The organism is Streptomyces sp. NPDC055243 (assembly GCF_044544025.1).
Taxonomy (GTDB): domain Bacteria; phylum Actinomycetota; class Actinomycetes; order Streptomycetales; family Streptomycetaceae; genus Streptomyces.
On record NZ_JBITWR010000007.1, the window covers coordinates 429,667 to 450,549 of the forward strand.

20 protein-coding genes and 1 pseudogene are annotated in these 20,883 nt (G+C 70.4%); 12 read left to right on the forward strand and 9 right to left on the reverse strand.

The features are described 5' to 3' along the window. The first annotated feature begins 2 nt into the window (after window positions 1-2). The 4 genes from ACIGXX_RS22955 to ACIGXX_RS22970 all read left to right on the forward strand — a co-directional run bounded on the left by ACIGXX_RS22955 (window position 3) and on the right by ACIGXX_RS22970 (window position 2,532). Entirely contained in the window at window positions 3-1,310 is a 1,308-nt protein-coding gene (locus ACIGXX_RS22955) for a CynX/NimT family MFS transporter (RefSeq protein WP_351161779.1), read from the forward strand. Window positions 1,311-1,415: 105 nt separating this feature from the next. Continuing rightward, window positions 1,416-1,532 carry an SGM_5486 family transporter-associated protein gene (locus ACIGXX_RS22960; RefSeq protein ID WP_351161777.1) on the forward strand — a complete coding sequence of 39 codons (117 nt, stop codon included), beginning with the start codon at window positions 1,416-1,418 and terminating at the stop codon, window positions 1,530-1,532. Window positions 1,533-1,652: 120 nt separating this feature from the next. Beyond that, the gene (locus ACIGXX_RS22965; protein ID WP_399978170.1) at window positions 1,653-1,925 is read left to right on the forward strand and encodes a hypothetical protein; all 273 of its coding nucleotides are present in this window, start codon (window positions 1,653-1,655) and stop codon (window positions 1,923-1,925) included. An 88-nt stretch (window positions 1,926-2,013) separates the two neighbouring features. Continuing rightward, window positions 2,014-2,532: a histidine phosphatase family protein gene (locus tag ACIGXX_RS22970; RefSeq protein ID WP_351161775.1), complete on the forward strand. Its 519-nt coding sequence runs from the start codon at window positions 2,014-2,016 to the stop codon at window positions 2,530-2,532. Window positions 2,533-2,638: 106 nt separating this feature from the next. On the opposite strand, the gene serB is transcribed toward ACIGXX_RS22970, so the two are convergent. Together serB and ACIGXX_RS22980 are read right to left on the reverse strand one after the other, a co-directional pair. Continuing rightward, the gene (gene serB, locus ACIGXX_RS22975; protein ID WP_351161773.1) at window positions 2,639-3,853 is read right to left on the reverse strand and encodes a phosphoserine phosphatase SerB; all 1,215 of its coding nucleotides are present in this window, start codon (window positions 3,851-3,853) and stop codon (window positions 2,639-2,641) included. 171 nt (window positions 3,854-4,024) lie between these two features. Further along, window positions 4,025-5,839 (reverse strand): streptophobe family protein, encoded by a 1,815-nt coding sequence (locus ACIGXX_RS22980; protein ID WP_399978174.1) that lies wholly within the window; start codon window positions 5,837-5,839, stop codon window positions 4,025-4,027. A 265-nt stretch (window positions 5,840-6,104) separates the two neighbouring features. Here ACIGXX_RS22980 and ACIGXX_RS22985 point away from each other — a divergent pair, with 265 nt between their 5' ends. Then, a complete protein-coding gene (locus ACIGXX_RS22985) occupies window positions 6,105-8,717 on the forward strand; it encodes an FHA domain-containing protein (RefSeq protein WP_399978177.1) in 2,613 nt (870 codons plus the stop codon). A gap of 116 nt (window positions 8,718-8,833) precedes the next feature. Here ACIGXX_RS22985 and ACIGXX_RS22990 read toward each other — a convergent pair whose 3' ends face one another. From ACIGXX_RS22990 to ACIGXX_RS23000, 3 genes and pseudogenes are all read right to left on the reverse strand, one after another. Next, window positions 8,834-9,553: a transglycosylase SLT domain-containing protein gene (locus tag ACIGXX_RS22990; RefSeq protein WP_399978180.1), complete on the reverse strand. Its 720-nt coding sequence runs from the start codon at window positions 9,551-9,553 to the stop codon at window positions 8,834-8,836. Window positions 9,554-9,848: 295 nt separating this feature from the next. Next, window positions 9,849-10,931 carry an S-adenosylmethionine:tRNA ribosyltransferase-isomerase gene (locus tag ACIGXX_RS22995; RefSeq protein WP_351161765.1) on the reverse strand — a complete coding sequence of 361 codons (1,083 nt, stop codon included), beginning with the start codon at window positions 10,929-10,931 and terminating at the stop codon, window positions 9,849-9,851. Beyond that, a pseudogene (locus ACIGXX_RS23000) lies at window positions 10,928-11,643 on the reverse strand (SDR family NAD(P)-dependent oxidoreductase). The gene ACIGXX_RS22995 and the pseudogene ACIGXX_RS23000 overlap by 4 nt, the downstream one beginning before the upstream one ends. Before the next feature lie 194 nt (window positions 11,644-11,837). On the opposite strand from ACIGXX_RS23000, the gene ACIGXX_RS23005 reads away from it, so the two are divergent. From ACIGXX_RS23005 to chpE, 3 genes are all read left to right on the forward strand, one after another. Then, entirely contained in the window at window positions 11,838-12,983 is a 1,146-nt protein-coding gene (locus ACIGXX_RS23005) for a GAF domain-containing sensor histidine kinase (protein ID WP_351161761.1), read from the forward strand. Then, a complete protein-coding gene (locus ACIGXX_RS23010; RefSeq protein ID WP_351161759.1) occupies window positions 12,976-13,638 on the forward strand; it encodes a response regulator transcription factor in 663 nt (220 codons plus the stop codon). The genes ACIGXX_RS23005 and ACIGXX_RS23010 overlap by 8 nt, the downstream gene beginning before the upstream one ends. A 170-nt stretch (window positions 13,639-13,808) precedes the next feature. Continuing rightward, window positions 13,809-14,054 (forward strand): chaplin ChpE, encoded by a 246-nt coding sequence (gene chpE, locus ACIGXX_RS23015; protein ID WP_351161757.1) that lies wholly within the window; start codon window positions 13,809-13,811, stop codon window positions 14,052-14,054. 258 nt (window positions 14,055-14,312) lie between these two features. Here the strand turns inward: chpE and ACIGXX_RS23020 are convergent, their stop codons facing one another. Beyond that, window positions 14,313-15,092 carry a hypothetical protein gene (locus ACIGXX_RS23020; protein ID WP_351161755.1) on the reverse strand — a complete coding sequence of 260 codons (780 nt, stop codon included), beginning with the start codon at window positions 15,090-15,092 and terminating at the stop codon, window positions 14,313-14,315. Window positions 15,093-15,215: 123 nt separating this feature from the next. Here ACIGXX_RS23020 and ACIGXX_RS23025 point away from each other — a divergent pair, with 123 nt between their 5' ends. From ACIGXX_RS23025 to ACIGXX_RS23035, 3 genes are all read left to right on the forward strand, one after another. Further along, window positions 15,216-16,013, forward strand: a complete 798-nt coding sequence (locus ACIGXX_RS23025) for an ABC transporter ATP-binding protein (RefSeq protein WP_351161753.1) — start codon at window positions 15,216-15,218, stop codon at window positions 16,011-16,013. A gap of 83 nt (window positions 16,014-16,096) precedes the next feature. Next, entirely contained in the window at window positions 16,097-16,525 is a 429-nt protein-coding gene (locus ACIGXX_RS23030) for an NfeD family protein (protein WP_351161751.1), read from the forward strand. Window positions 16,526-16,643: 118 nt separating this feature from the next. Beyond that, window positions 16,644-17,576 (forward strand): SPFH domain-containing protein, encoded by a 933-nt coding sequence (locus ACIGXX_RS23035; protein ID WP_351161749.1) that lies wholly within the window; start codon window positions 16,644-16,646, stop codon window positions 17,574-17,576. 88 nt (window positions 17,577-17,664) lie between these two features. Here ACIGXX_RS23035 and ACIGXX_RS23040 read toward each other — a convergent pair whose 3' ends face one another. The 3 genes from ACIGXX_RS23040 to ACIGXX_RS23050 all read right to left on the reverse strand — a co-directional run bounded on the left by ACIGXX_RS23040 (window position 17,665) and on the right by ACIGXX_RS23050 (window position 19,701). After that, the gene (locus ACIGXX_RS23040; RefSeq protein ID WP_351161747.1) at window positions 17,665-18,171 is read right to left on the reverse strand and encodes an HNH endonuclease; all 507 of its coding nucleotides are present in this window, start codon (window positions 18,169-18,171) and stop codon (window positions 17,665-17,667) included. A 147-nt stretch (window positions 18,172-18,318) separates the two neighbouring features. Further along, a complete protein-coding gene (locus ACIGXX_RS23045; protein ID WP_351161745.1) occupies window positions 18,319-18,858 on the reverse strand; it encodes a YbhB/YbcL family Raf kinase inhibitor-like protein in 540 nt (179 codons plus the stop codon). Between the two features lie 60 nt (window positions 18,859-18,918). Then, window positions 18,919-19,701, reverse strand: coding sequence for a sporulation protein (locus tag ACIGXX_RS23050; protein WP_351161743.1), 783 nt, complete (start codon window positions 19,699-19,701; stop codon window positions 18,919-18,921). A gap of 160 nt (window positions 19,702-19,861) precedes the next feature. Here ACIGXX_RS23050 and ACIGXX_RS23055 point away from each other — a divergent pair, with 160 nt between their 5' ends. After that, entirely contained in the window at window positions 19,862-20,503 is a 642-nt protein-coding gene (locus tag ACIGXX_RS23055) for a DNA-3-methyladenine glycosylase (RefSeq protein WP_399978190.1), read from the forward strand. Window positions 20,504-20,883: the final 380 nt, after the last annotated feature.

Below are 20,883 nucleotides of genomic sequence, written 5' to 3' on the forward strand. Positions count from 1 at the left end.
CCATGGCTAGTGAGGAAACCGGGACGATGACACCGACACAGACGACGACACCGATACGTACCGACGCGGCGAGCGGGGCAGCGGAGAAACAGCCCCCCACGCGCGCGTGGGCGACGCGTCTGGTCATCGTCGGCATCGTCCTGGCCGCCCTCAACCTCCGCCCGGCCATCACCAGCCTCGGCTCCCTCCTCGAAGAGGTGCGTGTCGGGCTCGGCATGAGCGGCACGCTCGCCGGACTGCTCACCTCCGTCCCGCCGCTCTGTTTCGCGGTCTTCGGAGTGATGGCGCCGCGGCTCGCCCGCCGGTTCGGCCCCAGCGCGGTCGTCTGCGCGGGCATGGCCGCGATCGCCACGGGCCTGGCCATCCGCCCCTTCCTGGGCGGCACCGTCGGCTTCCTCGCCGCCAGCGCGCTCGCCCTCATGGGCATCGCGGTCAGCAACGTCCTGATGCCGGTGATCGTCAAGCGCTGGTTCCCGGACCGGGTCGGCTCGATGACCGGGCTCTACTCGATGGCGCTCGCGCTCGGCACGTCGATGGCGGCCGCCGTCACGGTGCCCATGACCGATGCGCTGGGCGGCAGTTGGCAGTCCGGGCTCGCGGTGTGGGCGGTGCTCGCCGTAGTCGCCGTCGTGCCGTGGGTGCCGCTCGTGCGCGACCGCACCGCCGCGTCCGCCGCCCCGGAGCACGTCAGCCCCACGGTGCGTCAGGAGGACGCGGGCCTGCGCATCACCCGCAGCCGTACGGCGTGGGCGCTGGCCTGCTTCTTCGGGCTGCAGGCCACCGCCGCGTACATCACGATGGGCTGGATGCCGCAGATCTTCCGTGACGCCGGGGTCCCCGCGGGGGAGGCCGGTGTGCTGCTCGCCGTCACCATGGCGATGGGCGTGCCGCTGGCCTTCGTCATCCCGCGCGTCGCCACGCGGCTGCCGAACCAGGGCCCCGTGGTGGTCGTCCTCGGCGCCTGCGGCCTGGCCGGGTACGCGGGTCTCTACCTCGCCCCCGAGAGCGGCGCCTGGGCGTGGGCCCTGCTGCTCGGCGTCTCCAACTGCGCCTTCCCGCTGGCCCTCACCATGGTCGGCATGCGGGCCAAGAGCAGCGTGGGCGTCGCCAAGCTCTCGGCCTTCGCGCAGAGCACGGGCTACCTGATCTCGATCCCGGGGCCGCTCCTGGTGGGCGTGCTCTACCAGCACAGCGGCGGCTGGGGGCTGCCGATCGCGCTCATGGCGGGCCTGATGGTGCCGCAGATCGTGGTGGGCATCCTCGCGGGCCGCAACCGCACGGTCGAGGACGAGGTCGCGGCGGCTGCCTGACCCCTGGGCCTCGTCGGCCGGCGGAGGCCTCCGCCGGCCGCCCCGGTGCCTCCGTCGGCCGACCCCGGCGGAGGCCCCTCGGACAAAGGGTGCGAGACTCTCCCCATGCCAGTGCTCGATCCGAACCCCCAGAACGGCCAGAAGAAGCTGCTCATCGTGCTCGGCGCGATGCTGGCCATCACCGTGGTCATCGGCATCATCGCCTCCATCGCGTCGCCGTGAACTGACCCCGGCAGGGCGGATGGTGGGGTTAGCACCACCATCCCCTAGGGGGCCAGTGTCAGGGTCAAGTGGGTGGATCACCGGATGTGCTGAGGGTCGCCTGATCCGTACCTTCGAGATGTGGCCGCGAAGACGTGGCACGGAGGACTCGAAGACCACGGAGGCGGCATGTCGGCCCGTTCGCACATTCGGCGCGACCCGGGAGCCCGCCAGGACTCTGCGAGCGTCGAGATCCAGCTTCCGTGGTGGGCGATCGCCCTTCCCGCCATCGCCTTCGCGGCCCTGCTCCTGCTGATCCTGAACCCGGCCGACGCACACGCGGCGAGCGGCGAGCCGGTGGTGACAAACGTGCTCGAGCGCATCCAGGAGACGGTCTTCCGTACGACCCCGTGACCTGCCCCGGGTGGACGCCGTCACCCGTGCCGGGGGAGCACGCCAACTCCTTGCGCCCGCTGGCGCCTTTCATGCGAAGCTGGGACGCATGAGCGTCGCAGAACCCCGCAGGATTGTCCTTTTCCGGCATGCGAAGGCCGACTGGCCGCAGGTGTCCGACCACGAGCGCCCGCTCGCGGAGCGGGGCCGCAAGGATGCCCCCGTCGCCGGGCGCAAGCTGGCCGACAGCGGCATCCCCTTCGACCTGGCCCTCTGCTCGACCGCCGCCAGGACCCGCGAGACATGGAAGCTCGCCGTCCATGAGCTGCCGCACAGGCCCAAGACCGTCTACGAGGACCGGCTGTACGAGGCCTCTCCGGGCGAGCTGATCGCCGTGCTCAACGAAACCCCGGACGACGTGCAGAACGTCGTACTGATCGGCCACAACCCCGGGGTGCAGGGGCTCGCCGACATCCTCGCGGGTGACGCCGAGGGCGACGCCCGTACTCGGATGGACCGCCGCGGCTTCCCGACTTCCGCCTTCGCCGTCCTGACGTACTCCGGCTCGTGGAAGGCCCTGGAGCCCGGGGTCGGCACGCTGGCCGACTACTGGGCGCCGTCCGAGTAGGTCCCCGACAACAGGTCCTGACGCACGTACGCCGATGGGCCCCGATACCGCCGCGGTATCGGGGCCCATCGGCGTACGTGCGTGACGACGAAGGAGTCGGCCCGGCTCAGTCGGTGTGCGTGTCCGCCGCTTCGACCTCTTCGCGGGTGACGCCGAGGAGGTAGAGGACGGTGTCGAGGAAGGGGACGTTCACCGCCGTGTGCGCGGCCTCGCGGACGACGGGCTTGGCGTTGAAGGCGACACCGAGACCGGCCGCGTTCAGCATGTCGAGGTCGTTGGCGCCGTCGCCGATCGCGACGGTCTGCTCCAGCGGGACCCCGGCCTCGTCGGCGAAGCGGCGCAGCAGCCGGGCCTTGCCCGCGCGGTCCACGATCTCGCCGGTCACCTTGCCGGTGAGCTTGCCGTCGACGATCTCCAGGGTGTTGGCCTGGGCGAAGTCGAGGCCGAGACGTTCCTTCAGATCATCGGTGACCTGCGTGAACCCGCCCGATACGACGCCCACTTGGTAGCCGAGGCGCTTGAGCGTGCGGATGAGGGTGCGGGCACCCGGGGTGAGGCGGACCTCGGAGCGGACCTTGTCGACGACCGAGGCGTCGAGCCCGGCGAGCAGCTCCACGCGGGCGTGCAGCGACTGCTCGAAGTCCAGCTCTCCGGCCATCGCGGCGGCGGTCACCTCGGCGACCTTGTCCTCGCAGCCGGCGTGCGCCGCGAAGAGCTCGATCACCTCGTCCTGGATGAGGGTCGAGTCGACGTCCATCACGATGAGCCGCTGGGCGCGGCGGTGCAGACCCGCCGCGACGACGGCGACGTCCACGCCGAGCTTCGCCGCCTCCAGGGCGAGGGCGGTGCGCAGCGGCTCGGTCTCCGTGCCGGAGACGGCGAACTCCACCGCGGTGACCGGGTACTTGGCGAGCCGGAAGATGCGGTCGATGTTGCCGCCGGTCCCGGTGATGCGTGCTGCGATGGCGGCGGTCGACTCGGCGGTGAGGGGGTGACCGAGCACCGTGACGTGGGAACGGCCGAGGCCACGGGGACGGTTGTCACCGATGCCCGAGATGATCTCGGCCTGCATCCGCAGGGAATCGGCCCAGCTGTGCACGGTGGAGCGCAGGTCGCCCTCCAGGCCGGCCGGCGGCGCGGTGACGAGCGCGCACAGCACTATGCGGCCACGCGTGACGACCTGCTCGATGTCGACGACGTCGACGGAGTAGGCGGCGAGGGTGTCGAAGAGGCCTGCGGTGATTCCGGGACGGTCCTTGCCGAAGATCTTGACGAGGAGCGTGGGGACATCGGCGGGGTGCGGGTGATGAGGAGCGCTCATGGTGATCCCACCGTATCCGGCGGTGCGGGTCACCCGGTGGGGCGGTCCGCTTGCCGGACACCTCCCGGTGGGGGTGGGGGAGGCCGGTTGTTCGTCTGCCGGTCGGCGGGGTGCTTCTGTCCCGCCCGCTTCGCGGCGGGTCTCCCCCCCCACCGCCCGACTGCCCGGCGTCTACCGCCCCCGGTCGTCCGGTGGAGGTGGCGGAGGCGGCGGTGGTGGTGGCGGGGGCCAGTCGCCGCCACCCGAGGAGCGGGGGCGCGACTGCCCCCGCGGTGGGGGAGGAGTGACCGGGCCGATCACCGTCGGCGCACCGGAGACATCACGCGGCGGCCGGAGGTAGGGGTTCGTGTCGGGGTTCGCCGGCCGGAAGGGGGCACTGGGGTTGTACGGCCCCGCGGCGTCGCCCGCCGCCCCACCCGGTGCTCCCGCACCCGGCGCTCCCGCACCCGGCGCTCCCGCACCCGGCGCTCCCGCACCCGGCGCTCCCGCACCCGGCGCTCCCGCACCCGGCGCTCCCGCACCCGGCGCCCCCGCACCGGCGGCCACCTCGGCCGGCGGCGTCATCGCAGGAACCGCCGCGGCGACGGCGAACGGCGAGACCCTGCCGCCCGCGGCCCCGCTCGCCACCGCGAGCAACGCCCCCACCGCGCCCGCACCGACGCCCCACGCCGCGCCGAGCAGGAACGCCATCCCCAGCTGACCGTGCAGCTCGATCCCCGCCCCGAACGCGTCGAAGCCGAGCACCGACAGCGAGGCATCCGCGGAGACCCCCGTCAGCCACACCATCAACGGCAGCGCGAGCGCCGTCACCACGCCGAGCCGCACCGCACACTGCCCCGCGAACCTCAGGGCGCCCGTTTCGCCACGTGAGTAAGGAGTACGGACGGCGGTGAGCACCCCCGCGAAAAGGATCATCAGCGCCGCCGCGACGCCCAGCAGCCAGACCCGGCTGTCGAGCTCCGCGAGCCGCCCCAGTGTCACGGCCTCGTCCCCCGAGGCGCCCGACCCGGAGAGGAGGTCGTCCAGCGGGTCCGGCAGCAGCTTCACCAGCTGGCCCGTCGCCTCGCCGTCCCACGGCACGAGGAGCCCGATCGGCACCCCGAGCCACACCCCGTTCGGCGCCCCGAGCAGCGCGGCGCCCGCGATCCGCTTGGGATTCGCGTCGCCGATCATCGCGTACAGCGCCGCCGCGAGCCCGGCGAGCACCGCCACGAGCACCACCGCGACCAGCGCGGAGGCGGCAGGCCGCACCACGCGGTGCACGGCGTCCCACCCGCGCGGCAGCGGCGTACGACGTGAGGCGAGCAGCGCGATCAGCAGGACGCCGATCACCCAGATCGCGCCCCCGAGCAGCGTCGGACCCGTGTCCACCGTGAAGCCGACCGCCGCCTTCGCCTGCGCGAGATCGCCGAGCCGGTCGGGCAGCAGGCCGCCGATGTCACCGAGCCCGTCGGGAAGTTTGTCCGTGATGTCGTCCGGGAGCTGGTCGATCCCCTCGTCGATGCCCTTGTCGATCCCCAGCTGGTCACCGTCGATCGTGATGATGTCGTGACCCGCCCAGGCGAGCCCCCCGAGCATCGCCAGAAAGAGGGCGATCACGGCGCCCGCGCGCGCGGCCAGTTCGGCGGGAGTGATCACAACTCCCGCCCCGCGCAGGGAGCGTAGGAAAAAATACGCAAGGAGAAGCGCGCCCGCGAGCCCGACGCCGAGCGGCGCGATGTCGATGGCGGTGGTCGCCTCTGCGCCATCGAGTCCGAAGGCGGAGACGTCACCGGAGGGGGTGACCGAGCCTCCCGCGCCGAGCGCCACCACGGCAGCGGTCATCGGCCCCAGTGACCCCACCGTGTCCGCGCCGAGCAGATGCAGGCCGAGCGCCGCGGTGCCGGCCATGCCGACAAGAGCCCAGCTCACAGCGGCGATCGCGGACAGCAGGACATCGCCCCACCGCACACCCCGGCCTTCGACCTGTTTCCCGCCGGTCTCCATCAGGACCCCCCGACTCGCAGCGCCTCGCCCTGTTCCGTACGAGATGTGCGCAATGCGCATGATCCGTACGCACTCATGGGCGGTTACTACTCTCCGGGGCGGTTTCTGCCCCGTCAACGGGGCGGTCGCCCAGGCCCGTACGCAGTCTTCACAAGGCCCGACTTTCGGTCAGAGGCCTCCGCCTGAAATAGTTCCTCCCGATGTTCGACATCCCTAGACTCCCCATGACGGGGGCTAGCTCGGGGGACAACTCAGTGGGGCTGGAGTGCCGGAACTCGTACTGGAATTGAATGGAAGGACCTGGACGCTCGATCCGTCCAGGTCGTACACCCTCGGACGTGATCCGCAGGGGGATCTCGCGCTTGACGACGCCAGGGTGTCCTGGCGTCACGCCACGATCAGCTGGAGCGGCCGCAGTTGGGTCATCGAGGACCACGGCAGCACCAACGGCACCTTTGTGCAGGGCCAGCGGATCCACCAGATGGAAATCGGCCCCGGCTCGGCAGTGAACCTCGGCAACGCGACCGACGGTCCGCGGCTGAACGTTTCCGGCAGCGCGTCCGGCGCCGCCGCCGTGTCCGCACCGCAGCAGGCCGCACCGCACCAGGCCGCTCAGCAGGCACCGGCCCATCAGGCGCCGCAACACCAGGCACCGCAGCACCACGGGCAGCAGGGCGGACCCGGCTGGGCCGCCCAGGCGTCCCAGCAGCAGGCGTCGCAGTACCAGGCGCAGCAGCAGATGCCCCAGCAGCAGGGCTGGCCGCAGCCCCAGCAGCAGGCTCAGCACCAGAAGCCTCAGCAGCCGCAGGTCCCGCAGCAGCAGGGCCCCGGTTCCGGCGGTGTCGCGGGGGCCCCGCCGGTCTACGGTGATCGCAGCCCGACGACGTTCCACCAGCTCGCGCTCGGCCGCAAGATGCGCATCGGCCGCGCCCTGGAGAACGAACTGGTCGTCTCCGACCTCCAGGTCTCGCGCCACCACGCCGAGTTCACGGCCACTCCGGACGGCCGCTTCGAGATCCACGACCTCGGCTCGCACAACGGCACGTACATCAACGGTCAGCCGGTCGCGAAGTCGGGCACGGCCCTCATCGGCCCGAACGACATCGTCAGCGTCGGCCACTCGACGTTCCGGCTCGTCGGCGACCGGCTCGAGGAGTTCGTCGACACCGGTGAGATCTCCTTCTCCGCCCGCCACCTGACGGTGACGGTCGACGGCGGCAAGGACATCCTCAAGGATGTCTCCTTCGGCGTCCCGGAGAAGTCGCTCATCGCGGTCATCGGCCCCTCGGGCTCCGGAAAGTCCACCCTGCTCAAGGCGCTCACCGGCTACCGGCCCGCCAACAAGGGTGACGTCCTCTACGACAACCGGAACCTCTACAAGCAGTTCGCCGAGCTGCGCCAGCGCATCGGTCTTGTCCCGCAGGACGACATCCTGCACAAGGAACTGACCGTCAAGAAGGCCCTCAAGTACGCCGCCAAGCTGCGCTTCCCCTCGGACACCAGCGAGCAGGAGCGCGAGCAGCGGATCGACGAGGTCCTGCGCGAGCTCAAGCTGGACATCCACAAGGAGAAGAAGGTCACCTCCCTCTCCGGTGGCCAGCGCAAGCGTGTGTCGGTGGCCCTGGAGCTGCTCACCAAGCCGTCGCTGATCTTCCTGGACGAGCCGACCTCGGGTCTCGACCCGGGCATGGACCGCGACGTCATGCAGCTCCTGCGCGGCCTCGCCGACGACGGCCGCACGGTCCTGGTCGTCACGCACTCGGTCGCCGAGCTGGCGATCTGCGACAAGCTCCTGGTGATGGCGCCGGGCGGCTCGGTCGCCTACTTCGGTCCGCCGGAGGAAGCGCTCAACTTCTTCGGCTACTCGACGTGGGCGGACGTCTTCTCGGCGTTCGAGAACTACCGCGACTACGACTGGGCGGGCCGCTGGAAGGGCTCTCAGCACTACCAGATGTACGCCGCCGACATCGACGCCGTGGCCGCGCAGTCGGTCCACATGCCGCCGCCGCAGGCGATCAGGCCGCCCAAGCCGCAGGGCTGGGGCTCGCAGCTGTGGACCCTGATCCGCCGCTACACCTCGGTGATCGCCTCCGACAAGGGCTTCCTGGGCCTGATGGTGATCCTGCCCGCGGTCCTCGGCATCGTCAGCGTCGTGATCCCGGCCGAGTTCGGGCTCGGCCCGCCCAAGCCGCCGGTCAAGTTCAACGGCGACGCGGGCACGATCATGCTGATCCTGGCGGTCGGCATGTGCTTCTCGGGCGCCGCCAACTCCGTACGAGAACTGATCAAGGAACGGGTCATCTACGAACGGGAGCGGGCCACCGGCCTGTCCCGCTCGGCGTACCTGATGTCCAAGGTCATCGTCCTCGGCGTGATCACTGCCCTGCAGGGCGTCATCATCTGCGGCATCGGCTTCGCGACGCGCGACCTCCCGGAAGAGGGCCTGATCTTCCCTCCGGCCGTGGAGATCTGCCTGGTCATCATCGCCCTGGGCTTCACCTCGATGATGTTCGGCCTGGTCATCTCCTCGCTGGTGAAGACCGCCGAGAAGACCATGCCGCTCCTGGTGATGTTCGCGATCGTCCAGGTCGTCTTCACCGGCGTGCTCTTCCAGGTCTACGGCTCGCCGGGCCTGGAGCAGTTCGCCTGGCTGATGCCGTCGCGCTGGGCCATCGCCGGCGCGGGCGCCACGCTGGACCTCGCGCACCTCATGCCGCCGTGGGACCCGAAGAAGCCGGGCGACCTCGACCCGCTGTGGGAGCACTCGGCGGGCCAGTGGGGTCTGAACATCACGATCCTGCTCCTGATCGGCGTGGCCTGCGGCTTCGCGGTGGCGCGCCTGCTGCGCCGCCACGAGCCCGAGGTCATGCGCAAGTAAGCACGCCGTGTGCCATGTGCTTCATGGCGGACGAGAAGGGCGGCACCCCCAGGGGGTGCCGCCCTTCGGCGTCTGACGAGCCTCGGCGAAGAGGTCCGTTGATCAGGAGATCAGGCTCAGTAGGCGCCGTTCACGTTGTCCATCGAGCCGTAGCGGTCGGCCGCGTAGTTGGCCGCGGCGGTGATGTTGGCGACCGGGTCGTAGATGTTCGTGGACGTGCCCTCGACGTGGTACGCGTTGAACGTGGGCTGGATGACCTGGAGCAGGCCGACCGACGGGGTGCCGTTGATGGCGTTGATGTCCCAGCCGTTCTTGGCGTTCGGGTCGCCCGCGGACTCACGGATGATGTTGCGGTGCAGGCCCTCGTAGGAACCGGGGATGCCCTTGGCCTTCATGATGTCCAGGGACTGGCGGATCCAGCCGTCGAGGTTGTTGGCGTAGACCGGCTTGCGCGCGGCTGCACGGCTCGCGGCTTCCTTGGCCTTGCGCTCGTCCTCGGCCTTCTTCTTGGCCGCGGCCTCCTCGTCGGCCCGCTTCTTCGCGGCGGCGTCGGCCTCGCCCTTCGCCTTGGCGGCAGCGGCGTCCTTGGCCTGCTTGTCGGCGGTGTTCCGCTGCTTGATGACGCCGGCGTGGACCGCCTGCTGGGCGTCCACGTTCTGCTTGAAGGCCACCGGGGCGGCTTCGAGGCTCTGCGTCTGCGTTCCGGCGTCGGCGCTGCCCGGCACGAGGGAGAACGCGAGGGCGGCGGCGCCGAGCGTGGCGACACCGGCGATCGAGAACTTCTGGGTCTTGGTCAGCGCGGGGCGACTATGACCAGGGGTGCTGTGCTGGGACATGGGAGACGGACCTCTTCGAATCGCGGAGGTCGCTCTGGCCGGCGGGGGACATTTGCTTCTCCGGCACAAACGCCGCGGTGCGGGACCGCGGCGCCGAGCGACGGGAGCAATTCTTAGCGGGCGCAAAATTCTGTGGCAAAGCAGTGACGTACGATGCCGGATAGTGGATCAGGGGGCGCGCCGTAGGCCCTGATGGCAGCGCACCCCGTGCCCACAAAGGGCCTGTTCATCCACTAGGGACCTTCGTACGTGACGTGCGTCCTATGCGCGGGCTCACATCGGACACGTAACAACCTCACCAACAGTTGCCCTCGCAATTCTCTGCGTGAGCAAACTCCTCCGGAAGGAGGAGATGCACGTCGCCGAACTCGTGCCAGAGGTAGAGACGGCGTACGGCCTCCGTATAACCCCGGTCGACGGCGGCCCGGCCCGCGACCGCCTCCAGCATCAGCAGATGCGAGGCCTGCGGCTCGTGCAGCCCCGTGAGCAGCCCGTCCACCACGCGCACGCCCCGCTCGGGGGTCACCACGAGCTCCGTACGGCCCGCCGCCGCCCGGACCACCCCGTCGGGCCCCGCGGCGGACTCGACGGCGCGCACGGCCGTCGTACCGACCGCGATGACCCGTCCGCCGCCCGCCCTCGCGGCATTGACGAGACGCGCCGACGCCCCGGGCACCTCGAAGAGCTCGGGGTACGGAGGCTCGTGCGCCTCGGGCGATGCCACCCCCGTGTGCAGGGTGACCGGCGCGAACTGCACACCCCGGCTGACCAGGCGCGCCACCAGCTCCGCGGTGAACGGCCGCGCCGCGCTCGGCATCTCCGCACTGCCCGCCCCGTCGGGCGACGGCAGCGCGAACACGGTCTGGTGGGCGGCGAGGGGCTGGTCCCTCTCTGTATAGGAGTAGCGGATGGGGCGCCCGTGCCGCCGCAGCAGCGCGGGCACGTCGGCCGGCACCCGGGCCCACCACAACCGCCCGCTCCCCGGGGCCAGCGGCTCCTCGAAGACCAGGCGTACGTCCCCGGGGAGCCGCACGACTGAATGCGCGGGCCCGCCCGCACGCGCACGCGTGGTGCCCCGGCCGTCGGGATCCCGCAACTCGACGGCCCACCGTCCGTCGTCGCCCCGGGTCGAGAAATGCACCACCACGCGCGCGTGCCCCGCGGTCCCGTCGACCGCCGCGGGCAGCGTCCGCGAGGTGTTCACGATCAGCAGGTCCCCGGCCCGCAGCAGCGCGGGCAGGTCGGCGAAGGCGTGGTGCGAGACCTCCGTCCCGCGCGACACGAGCAGCCGCACCGCGTCCCTGCCGAGCCCCTGGCCCCGCTGCTCGGCGGGAATGCGGGCCGCCAGCTCATCGGGCACCCGCACGGCCAGCGTCATCGCGCGTCCAGGGAGGAAGGAGCGCTCAGCAAGGCCGGTGCGGCGTACCGCCCGCTCGCCGGTCGCTCGTCGAGCAGCCGCAGGAAGGCGGGCACCACCGTCTCCGGCGAAGGCCGCCCCGAGGTGTCGTCCTCCGGAACAGCCGCCTCGTAGAGATCGGTCCGCATGTCACCGGGGTCGACCGCCCACACCCTGATCCCCGGCTCCTCCACGGCGAGGACCGCCGACAGATGATCGAGCGCCGCCTTGGACGCCCCGTACCCGCCCCACGTCTCGTACGCCTCGACGGCCGCGTCGGAGCTGACGTCGACCACCGCCCCCGCACCCGAGGCCCGCAACAAGGGCAGCGCCTCCTGGACCAGCCCCAGAGCCGCCACCACATTGGTCTCCAGAGCCTGCCGCAGCCCGTCGAGCGTGAGCTCTTCGAGGCGTACGAGAGGCTCCGCGCCCAGCGCGCTCGCGTTGTTCACCAGCAGGTCGAGACCGCCCAGCTCGTGCGCCGCGGCCACCAGATCCGCCCGGTGCCCGGCGTCCGTGACATCCCCGGCGACGGCCTCCACGCGCGCGCCGCGCCCCGCCATCTCGCGTGCGGACCGAGCGAGCACGGCGGCCGTTCTCGCGTCGAGCACCAGATCCCAGCCCCGCTCGGCGAGGCCGCCCCCAGCGCACGCCCCAGCCCCTTCGAAGCCCCCGTGATGATCGCTACCGGCATGACATCCGTCCCCTCGGGTCGCCCGGCCAGCCGCTTCTCCAGCGGATCACCCCCACGGTAGGAACGGACCCGCTCCCGGCGCCTCGTGCGCGGGCCGCAACGCCGCAGGCCCCTTGGGCCTACGCCCACGGCCCTAGGCGGTGGCCACCACAGGTCCGATACGCACTGTCACACCCCGCCGGTACGGTGAGGCCATGAGTCAAGGTCACCGGTCCGGCCTGAACGCGGTGAGCTCCGCGCTTCTCGCCATGAGCAGGCAGCTCGAGGTGCGCGACGTCCTCAAGACGATCGTCGCCTCCGCCCGCGAGCTGCTCGACGCGGAGTACGCGGCGCTCGGCGTTCCGGACGACCACGGCGGATTCGCCCAGTTCGTCGTCGACGGCGTCAGCGAGGAGCAGTGGCGTGCCATCGGCCCGCTGCCCCGCCAGCACGGCATCCTCGCCGCGATGCTGCACAAGGCCGAGCCCGAGCGCCTCGCCGACGTGCGCAAGGACCCGCGCTTCGAGGGCTGGCCACCCGCCCACCCGGACATGTCCGACTTCCTCGGCCTGCCGATCCGGTACGGGGACGAGACACTCGGCGCGCTCTTCCTCGCCAACAAGAACTGCCCCAAGCCGGACGGCGGTTGCGGCTTCACCGCCGAGGACGAGGAGCTCCTTTCGATCCTCGCCCAGCACGCCGCGATCGCCCTCACGAACGCCCGTCTCTACGAACGCAGCCGCGAGCTGACCATCGCCGAGGAGCGCTCGCGCCTCGCCCACGAACTGCACGACGCCGTCAGCCAGAAGCTGTTCTCGCTGCGCCTGACGGCCCAGGCCGCGGCCACCCTGGTGGACCGCGACCCCTCGCGCGCCAAGGGCGAACTCCAGCAGGTGGCCACCCTCGCGGCCGAGGCGGCGGACGAACTGCGCGCCGCCGTCGTGGAGTTGCGCCCCGCCGCCCTGGACGAGGACGGCCTGGTGGCCACCTTGCGCACGCACACGCAGGTCCTTGACCGCGCGCACTCCGCCGAAGTCACCTTCGAGAGCTGCGCCGTTCGCGCTTTGCCCGCGGCCCAGGAGGAGGCGATGCTGCGCGTCGCCCAGGAGGCACTGCACAATGCCTTGCGCCACTCCGGAGCCGAGCGCGTCTCCGTGGCCCTGGTGCGGCGCGGCGCGGGAGCCGTGCTGCGGGTCACGGACGACGGCAGCGGTTTCGACCCGCGCGCGATCCGGCGCGCGGGGCGGCACTTGGGTCTGGTCTCCATGCGGGACCGGGCCGGCGGGGTCGGCGGACAGCTGACCGTGGAATCGGAGCCCGGAAAGGGCACGACGATCGAGATGGAGGTTCCCGGTGGCTGACGCTGTGTTCCATCCGAAGACAGGGATCCGGGTGCTGCTGGTCGACGACCACCAGGTGGTCCGCCGCGGTCTGCGTACGTTCCTCGAGGTGCAGGACGACATCGAGGTGGTGGGCGAGGCCTCGGACGGCGCCGAAGGCGTCGAGCAGGCCGAGCAGTTGAAACCGGACGTCGTCCTCATGGACGTGAAGATGCCGGGCATGGACGGCGTCGAGGCGCTGCGCAAGCTGCGCGAACTGGCCAACCCCGCGCGCGTGCTGATCGTCACCAGCTTCACCGAGCAGCGCACGGTCGTCCCGGCCCTGCGCGCGGGCGCCGCCGGGTATGTCTACAAGGACGTCGACCCGGACGCCCTGGCGGGCGCCATCCGCTCCGTGCACGCGGGGCACGTGCTGCTTCAGCCCGAGGTGGCGGGGGCGCTGCTGTCCCAGGAGGAGGCCAACACGGGGCAGGGGAGGGGCGGTTCGCTCACCGAGCGGGAGCGTGAGGTCCTGGGGCTCATCGCCGACGGGCGCTCGAACCGTGAGATCGCGCGTGCGCTGGTGCTCTCCGAGAAGACCGTCAAGACCCACGTCTCGAACATCCTGATGAAGCTGGACCTCGCCGACCGCACCCAGGCCGCCCTGTGGGCCGTACGACATGGTGTGACCGGCTGATCGGCGTCTGCGCGCACCTGGTCGACCGGCGGACCGGAGCGTCGTGTTCCGGTCTGAGATTCATACCGTCGTGTCAATGTCCCCCACTTGGCGCAACCTCCGCGCCGCCGGGCCGTTCTCCAGTGCGTGCTGCGGCGGCTGGTCGCAGCGATCGCTAGGAGGGTCCAGAAGTGAAGAACCTGAAGAAGGCCGCTGCTGTCACGATGGTGGCGGGTGGCCTCGTCGTCGCCGGTGCCTCTCTCGCCTCCGCCACGGACGGTGCGCAGGCCCACGGCAAGGCCGTGAAGTCGCCGGGCGTCGGCTCGGGCAACCTGGTCCAGGCGCCGGTGCACATCCCCGTGAACGCCGTGGGCAACACCGTGTCGGTCATCGGCGCCCTCAACCCGGCCTTCGGCAACCTCGGCGTCAACCACTGACGCACCCCGAAGCCACGGCCCCGCGGGCATCGCCCGCGGGGCCGTATCGATGTGCGGCTGCCCGCGCCCCGAGGGGCACGGGGCCGTGTCGATCTGCGGCTCCGCCACATGAGCGCGACAAGTCACGATGCACCCGCAGTCGTAGGGGCGCGGGGAACTGCGTGGCAAGCCACGATGCACCCGCAGCCAAGAGACACCCCCGCCGCGAAGCGGCAGTCACCGGGCCACCCCGAGGACTGCCAGGGCGCCCACCCCCGGCTACCGCTCCCGCTCCTCCACATAAGCGTTGTACGCGGCCACCTGCGCCCGCCGAGCCGTCCGCTCCACCGGACGGAGCGCCTCGCCGCGCGCGGCCATCTCCGAGGCGCTCACGGCTCCGCCGTGGCCGTTCTCGAATGCCACCGAGATCAGCAGGCCGACCCGCTGGGCCAGCTCCAACACCCGCACCGCACGCGGCGGGTATCCGGGCGCCAGCGCCTCGCGCCCCCGCTCGGCCCGCGCCCGGTACGCGTCCACCGCCGCCTCGGCGACCGGCCCCGAGCCCGCGACGTCGAGCCGCGAGAGCACCTCCGTCGCGTCCCGCAGCGCCTCGGCGAGCTCGCGCTCCGCCTCGCCCAGCGAGGGCACGTCGGCCGGCGGCGCCTCCCGTACGGACATGCAGCGCCAGAGGACCTCCACGTGCACATCACCGGCGGGCCCCGCCTCCGAGACCTCGGGCACCAGGCCGTACGGCGCCCCGTAGGCGACGACCGCCTCCTGCGCCTCCAGGGCCCGCGCGTTGAAGTCGGGCGGCCCGCTCAGGCCGAGCGGATGGCCCGGCGCGGGCAGCGCGACCCGCAGCCCGGTCACCCCGAGCGTGCGCAATCGCCCGAGGGCCAGGGTGAGGCCGACCGGCCCCGACTCGCCGGGAAGACCTTCGACCCGGTGCACGGCGTCGTCACCGACTATCGCGAGCACCGCGTCGTCCGGCGAGACAAGTCCGGCAAGTAGGGCATTTCCCCATGCTGCCAAGCGTCCTGAGCGTGGTTCCGAGAGCATGCGTACAGCCTAAGGACCGGGCTAGGGGCTGGAGCGCTCGACCGGTGGCGTAGGTTTTCTCCCAGGGGACTGCGTCCACAGACGCAAGCGACAGCCGAGACTGCAATGGGAGACAACGCGCTCATGAGCGATGTACTGGAGCTGGAGGACGTATCCGTGGTCCGCGAGGGCCGGGCTCTGGTGGACCAGGTCTCCTGGTCGGTCAAGGAGGGTGAGCGCTGGGTCATCCTCGGACCGAACGGCGCGGGCAAGACCACCCTCCTGAACGTCGCGTCCAGCTACCTCTACCCGAGCACCGGCACCGCCACCATCCTCGGCGAGACCCTCGGCAGGCCCGGCACGGACGTCTTCGAGCTGCGCCCGCGCATCGGCGTCGCCGGCATCGCGATGGCCGAGAAGCTGCCCAAGGGCCAGACCGTCCTCCAGACGGTGCTCACGGCCGCGTACGGCATGACCGCAGGCTGGCACGAGAACTACGAGGAGGTCGACGAGCAGCGCGCCCGCGCCTTCCTCGACCGCCTCGGCATGACCGACTACCTGGACCGCAAGTTCGGCACCCTCTCCGAGGGAGAGCGCAAGCGCACCCTGATCGCGCGCGCCCTGATGACCGACCCCGAGCTGCTCCTCCTGGACGAGCCCGCCGCCGGCCTCGACCTCGGTGGCCGCGAAGACCTCGTACGCCGCCTCGGCCGCCTGGCCCGCGACCCGATCGCCCCCTCGATGATCATGGTCACGCACCACGTCGAGGAGATCGCTCCCGGCTTCACCCACGTCCTCATGATCCGCCAGGGCAAGATCATGGCCGCCGGTCCGCTGGAGCTCGAACTGACCTCCCGCAACCTCTCCCTGTGCTTCGGACTGCCCCTGGTGGTCGAGGAGCGGGGCGAGCGCTGGAGCGCACAGGGCCTCCCGCTCGGCTGACACCGGCGCGAACGGCCGGGCCCACTCCGGCCGATAGATCACGTGCCCTGTGCGGAAAGGTCCCGCGGTCCTACGATGACCACGTGGACATCGACGCATGGGTGTGGTGGCTGATCGGCGCCGCCGCGCTCGGAATCCCGCTCGTACTGACCGCGATGCCGGAGTTCGGCATGCTCTCCGTGGGCGCTGTCGCGGGCGCCGTGACCGCCGGCCTCGGCGGCGGCACCGTACTTCAAGTCGTCGTCTTCGCCGCGGTATCGGTCGCGCTCATCGCGGTCGTACGCCCGGTGGCGGCGCGACACCGCTCCCAACGGCCCGAACTGGCCACCGGAGTAGAGGCGTTGAAGGGCAGGACGGCCGTCGTCCTGGAACGGGTCGACGCCTCCGGCGGCCGGATCAAGCTCGCCGGCGAGATCTGGTCGGCCCGCTCGCTCGACACCGCCCAGAGCTACGAGGCGGGACGCGAGGTGGATGTCGTCGAGATCGACGGAGCGACGGCCATCGTCATGTGAATCCACCACGGGGTGTGCGGCGGTCTGACAGACTCGACCAGCAAGATCTTCGCAGGCCCGCGTTCCGGCTCTGCGGATCTTCCGGGAACACCGAGCAAGAGGGGTACGGGGAACAACGATGCAACCAATCATCATCGTCCTGATCATTCTGGTGGTGCTGGTCTTCATCGCCCTGATCAAGACGATCCAAGTCATCCCGCAGGCCAGTGCGGCGATCGTCGAGCGCTTCGGCCGCTACACCCGGACGCTGAACGCCGGTCTGAACATCGTCGTCCCGTTCATCGACTCGATCCGCAACCGCATCGACCTGCGTGAACAGGTCGTCCCGTTCCCGCCCCAGCCGGTGATCACCCAGGACAACCTCGTGGTGAACATCGACACCGTCATCTACTACCAGGTGACCGACGCCCGCGCCGCGACGTACGAAGTCGCCAGCTACATCCAGGCGATCGAGCAGCTCACCGTCACCACGCTGCGCAACATCATCGGTGGCATGGACCTGGAGCGGACCCTGACCTCCCGCGAGGAGATCAACGCGGCGCTGCGCGGTGTCCTGGACGAGGCCACCGGCAAGTGGGGCATCCGCGTCAACCGCGTCGAGCTCAAGGCCATCGAGCCGCCGACCTCCATCCAGGACTCGATGGAGAAGCAGATGCGCGCCGACCGCGACAAGCGCGCCGCGATCCTCCAGGCCGAAGGTGTACGGCAGTCGGAGATCCTGCGCGCCGAAGGTGAGAAGCAGTCCGCGATCCTGCGCGCCGAGGGTGAGGCCAAGGCCGCGGCCCTGCGCGCCGAGGGCGAGGCCCAGGCGATCCGCACGGTCTTCGAGTCCATCCACGCGGGCGACGCCGACCAGAAGCTCCTCGCCTACCAGTACCTCCAGATGCTCCCGAAGATCGCCGAGGGCGACGCGAACAAGCTCTGGATCGTGCCCAGCGAGATCGGCGACGCCCTCAAGGGCCTGAGCGGCGCCATGGGCAACTTCGGCCCGATGGCCGGCGGCCCGAGCGCCCCGCCCACCGAGCGCCGCGAACAGCCGCCGATCGACTGACAAGCGGCGTACGACGCAGGAGAAGGGCCCGTCTCCACCGCACCGGTGGAGACGGGCCCTTCTCCTACGTCTCTTACGCTTCGTCAGTTCACGCGGCCGACTGCGCGAGCCACTTCGGCAGCGAGGCGATGCCGTCCCGGCCGAGGGCGAGCAGCATCGCGTCGGCGGGCGTGGGCTCGAACGGCTGGCGCAGCAGCGGCATTCCGGCTTCCTCCGGCGTACGGTCCGCTTTGCGGTGATTGTCCATCGCGCACGAAGCGACCGTGTTCAGCCACGAGTCCGTACCGCCCTGCGCCCGCGGCACCACGTGGTCCACGGTCGTCGCCCGCTTCCCGCAGTACGCGCACCTGTGCTGGTCCCGTACGAGAACACCGCGCCGAGACCACGGAGCCCGTCTTCGGAACGGCACCCGTACATACCTGCAGAGCCTGATCACCCGGGGGACCGGTATCTCGACCGCCGCCGCGCGCACACGGAGTCCGGGGTGGGCCTGCTCGACAACGGCCTTGTCGGTAAGGACCAGCACGATGGCACGGTTCAGCGTCACCGTCGACAGCGGCTCGAAGCTCGCGTTCAGCACCAGCGTGTCCCGCATTTCGCCCACCTCCCGTATGCACACCGACCCACCCCCTGGCGGGCTGGGATCAACTCTGGCCGGGCACGCCGAGATGGACAACGCAATAAAAAATGCCCGTCCCTGATCACTTCCATGACCAGGGACGGGCAAACGTTCAGTGAACGCTCAGCTACCGGCGGGAGCCGCGTACTCGGCGAGCACCTGCGCGCGCCCGAGCGTGTGGAACCGGAGGTTGAATCCGACGACGGCAGGCGAGGCGTCCGAGTCGGGCCCGAGCTTCTCCTGATCCACCGCGTACACGGTGAACACATAGCGGTGCGCCGGGTCACCGGGCGGCGGCGCGGCGCCCCCGAATTCCTTCGTCCCGTAGTCGTTGCGCACCTGCACCGCGCCCTCGGGCAGTCCCTCGAACTTCCCGCTGCCCGCACCGGTGGGCAGTTCGGTCACCGAGACCGGGATGTCGAAGACGGACCAGTGCCAGAACCCGCTGCCCGTGGGCGCGTCCGGGTCGAAGCACGTCACGGCGAAACTCTTGGTCTCCGGCGGGAAGCCTTCCCACCGCAGGTGCGGCGAGGTGTTCCCGGCCGCTTGGACCTGAGCGTCCTTAAGGACCGCCCCCGGCTCGAAGTCCTCGCTCACGACCGTGAACGACGCCACGGGCGGGTGGAAGTCATGGGGAAGCGGCGGCCTCTTGAGCTCGGTCACGTCGGCACCTCCTGGTTGGTTCCTGATCGGCGGTAGCTCTACAGCTCTTCCGTTCCGAGCCTAGAACCAGTTGCGCTTGCTGCCGACCTGGGACAGCCACTCGTTGAGGTACGCCGCCCAGTCCGTGCCCTGGAAGTCGTTCAGACCGACCTTGAACGACCGGAACGAGTCGCTGCCCTCACTGAAGAGACCCGGCTTCTTGTCCATCTCCAGGATGACGTCCATCTCGCGGTCGTCGGCCACGAAGCTCAACTCGACCTGGTTCAGACCGCGGTACTGCTGCGGCGGGAAGAACTCGATCTCCTGGTAGAACGGCAGCTTCTGGCGCGTGCCACGGATGTGACCGCGCTCCATGTCGGCGCTCTTGAAGCGGAAGCCCAGCTGGATGAAGGCATCCAGGATGGCCTGCTGCGCCGGCAGCGGGTGCACGTTGACCGGGTCCAGATCACTGGAGTCCACGGCCCGCGCGATCTCGAGCTCGGTGGTCACACCGATGTTCATCCCGCGCAGCTGCTGCCCGTCGATGGAGGTGATCGGCGTCTCCCAGGGGATCTCCAGCCCGAACGGCACCGTGTGCATCTGGCCCGCCTGGAGCGTGAAGGCCCCACCGAGCCGCAGCTTCGTGAACTCGATGTCCTGCTTCGTCTCCTGGTCGGCACCCTCGACCTCGACCCGGGCCTGCAGACCGACGGACAGACCCTCGATCTCCTGGTCCACGGACCCGCCCTGGATCTGCACCTCACCCTGGACGACTCCACCGGGTACGACGTTGACCTCGGTCAGCACCGTCTCCACCGAAGCACCACCGGCACCCAGGCTCGCAAGCAGCTTCTTGAACCCCATGACTCTCCTCCCCAGGCCCCGCCTGTGGTTCGACTCGACTTGAATCCTTGATCCATACAAACGCGGTGGACCCACGTCCGGTTCCGCGTCCTCACCCTGGCAATCCGCCCGGCCGGTGACCACCCGCCTGTACAGACCGTGTCCAGTAGGCTCGGACGCCATGATCGAGGCCCCTGACCGTACGCCCCTCACACGTGACTTCTTCGAGCGCCCTGTCCTCGATGTGGCCCCGGATCTGCTGGGTCGCGTTCTCGTACGCAGCTCACCGGACGGCCCGATCGAGCTGCGCCTGACAGAGGTGGAGGCGTACGCCGGCGATGCCGACCCCGGATCACACGCCTATCGCGGCCCCACCGCCCGCAACAGCGTGATGTTCGGTCCGCCCGGACACGCGTACGTCTACTTCACCTACGGCATGTGGCACTGCCTCAACGTGGTGTGCGGCCCGGAGGGCAAGGCGAGCGGAGTCCTGCTCAGGGCAGGGGAGATCACCACCGGTGCCGAGATCGCCCGCAAGCGTCGGCTCTCGGCCCGCAACGACAGGGAACTGGCCAAAGGCCCGGCCCGCCTGGCCACGGCCCTTGACGTGGACCGAAGCCTGAACGGCGCCGACCTCTGCGCGGCACAGGGCGCCCCTCTCACTCTCCTTGCGGGCACGCCCCACCACCCCGACCAGGTCAGCAACGGTCCGCGTACGGGAGTCGGCGGTGACGGAGCCGTCCACCCCTGGCGCTTCTGGATCCCCAACGACCCGACGGTGAGCCCTTATCGGGCCCATACGCCCCGACGCCGCCGAACTTGACGCGGCCCCTGGGGGACCGTAATGTGGCCCGAGCCGCTTGACCCGGGTACGGCGTTCTGCCAGCAGCCGGAAGCGGCCAACCACTACCTACGACTTCCCCTCAGCGGGGGCGAATTTGGCGTGCTCGCATGCCTGAATTCGAACTCGCGGAACTCGATTATGAGTTGCAGAGGGAATCCGCTAACGTAGTGAACACGCCGAAAGGCAAAGGCCCTCCAACGGCCACTGGAAATGAATCCGAACCGGGAACGGAACGGAAAACGGATCTGGTAAGGTTGGAAACACGAAACACCGAAGGGAAGCGCCCGGAGGAAAGCCCGAGAGGGTGAGTACAAAGGAAGCGTCCGTTCCTTGAGAACTCAACAGCGTGCCAAAAGTCA

What these genes read in the sequence shown, in the direction of transcription:
- ACIGXX_RS22955 (WP_351161779.1), top strand. Translation starts at nt 3, where the DNA reads ATGGCTAGTGAGGAAACCGGGACGATGACACCGACACAGACGACGACA.
- ACIGXX_RS22960 (WP_351161777.1), top strand. Translation starts at nt 1,416, where the DNA reads ATGCCAGTGCTCGATCCGAACCCCCAGAACGGCCAGAAGAAGCTGCTC.
- ACIGXX_RS22970 (WP_351161775.1), top strand. Translation starts at nt 2,014, where the DNA reads ATGAGCGTCGCAGAACCCCGCAGGATTGTCCTTTTCCGGCATGCGAAG.
- serB (WP_351161773.1), bottom strand. Translation starts at nt 3,853, where the DNA reads ATGAGCGCTCCTCATCACCCGCACCCCGCCGATGTCCCCACGCTCCTC.
- ACIGXX_RS22980 (WP_399978174.1), bottom strand. Translation starts at nt 5,839, where the DNA reads ATGGAGACCGGCGGGAAACAGGTCGAAGGCCGGGGTGTGCGGTGGGGC.
- ACIGXX_RS22990 (WP_399978180.1), bottom strand. Translation starts at nt 9,553, where the DNA reads ATGTCCCAGCACAGCACCCCTGGTCATAGTCGCCCCGCGCTGACCAAG.
- ACIGXX_RS22995 (WP_351161765.1), bottom strand. Translation starts at nt 10,931, where the DNA reads ATGACGCTGGCCGTGCGGGTGCCCGATGAGCTGGCGGCCCGCATTCCC.
- ACIGXX_RS23005 (WP_351161761.1), top strand. Translation starts at nt 11,838, where the DNA reads ATGAGTCAAGGTCACCGGTCCGGCCTGAACGCGGTGAGCTCCGCGCTT.
- ACIGXX_RS23020 (WP_351161755.1), bottom strand. Translation starts at nt 15,092, where the DNA reads ATGCTCTCGGAACCACGCTCAGGACGCTTGGCAGCATGGGGAAATGCC.
- ACIGXX_RS23025 (WP_351161753.1), top strand. Translation starts at nt 15,216, where the DNA reads ATGAGCGATGTACTGGAGCTGGAGGACGTATCCGTGGTCCGCGAGGGC.
- ACIGXX_RS23035 (WP_351161749.1), top strand. Translation starts at nt 16,644, where the DNA reads ATGCAACCAATCATCATCGTCCTGATCATTCTGGTGGTGCTGGTCTTC.
- ACIGXX_RS23040 (WP_351161747.1), bottom strand. Translation starts at nt 18,171, where the DNA reads ATGCGGGACACGCTGGTGCTGAACGCGAGCTTCGAGCCGCTGTCGACG.
- ACIGXX_RS23050 (WP_351161743.1), bottom strand. Translation starts at nt 19,701, where the DNA reads ATGGGGTTCAAGAAGCTGCTTGCGAGCCTGGGTGCCGGTGGTGCTTCG.
- ACIGXX_RS23055 (WP_399978190.1), top strand. Translation starts at nt 19,862, where the DNA reads ATGATCGAGGCCCCTGACCGTACGCCCCTCACACGTGACTTCTTCGAG.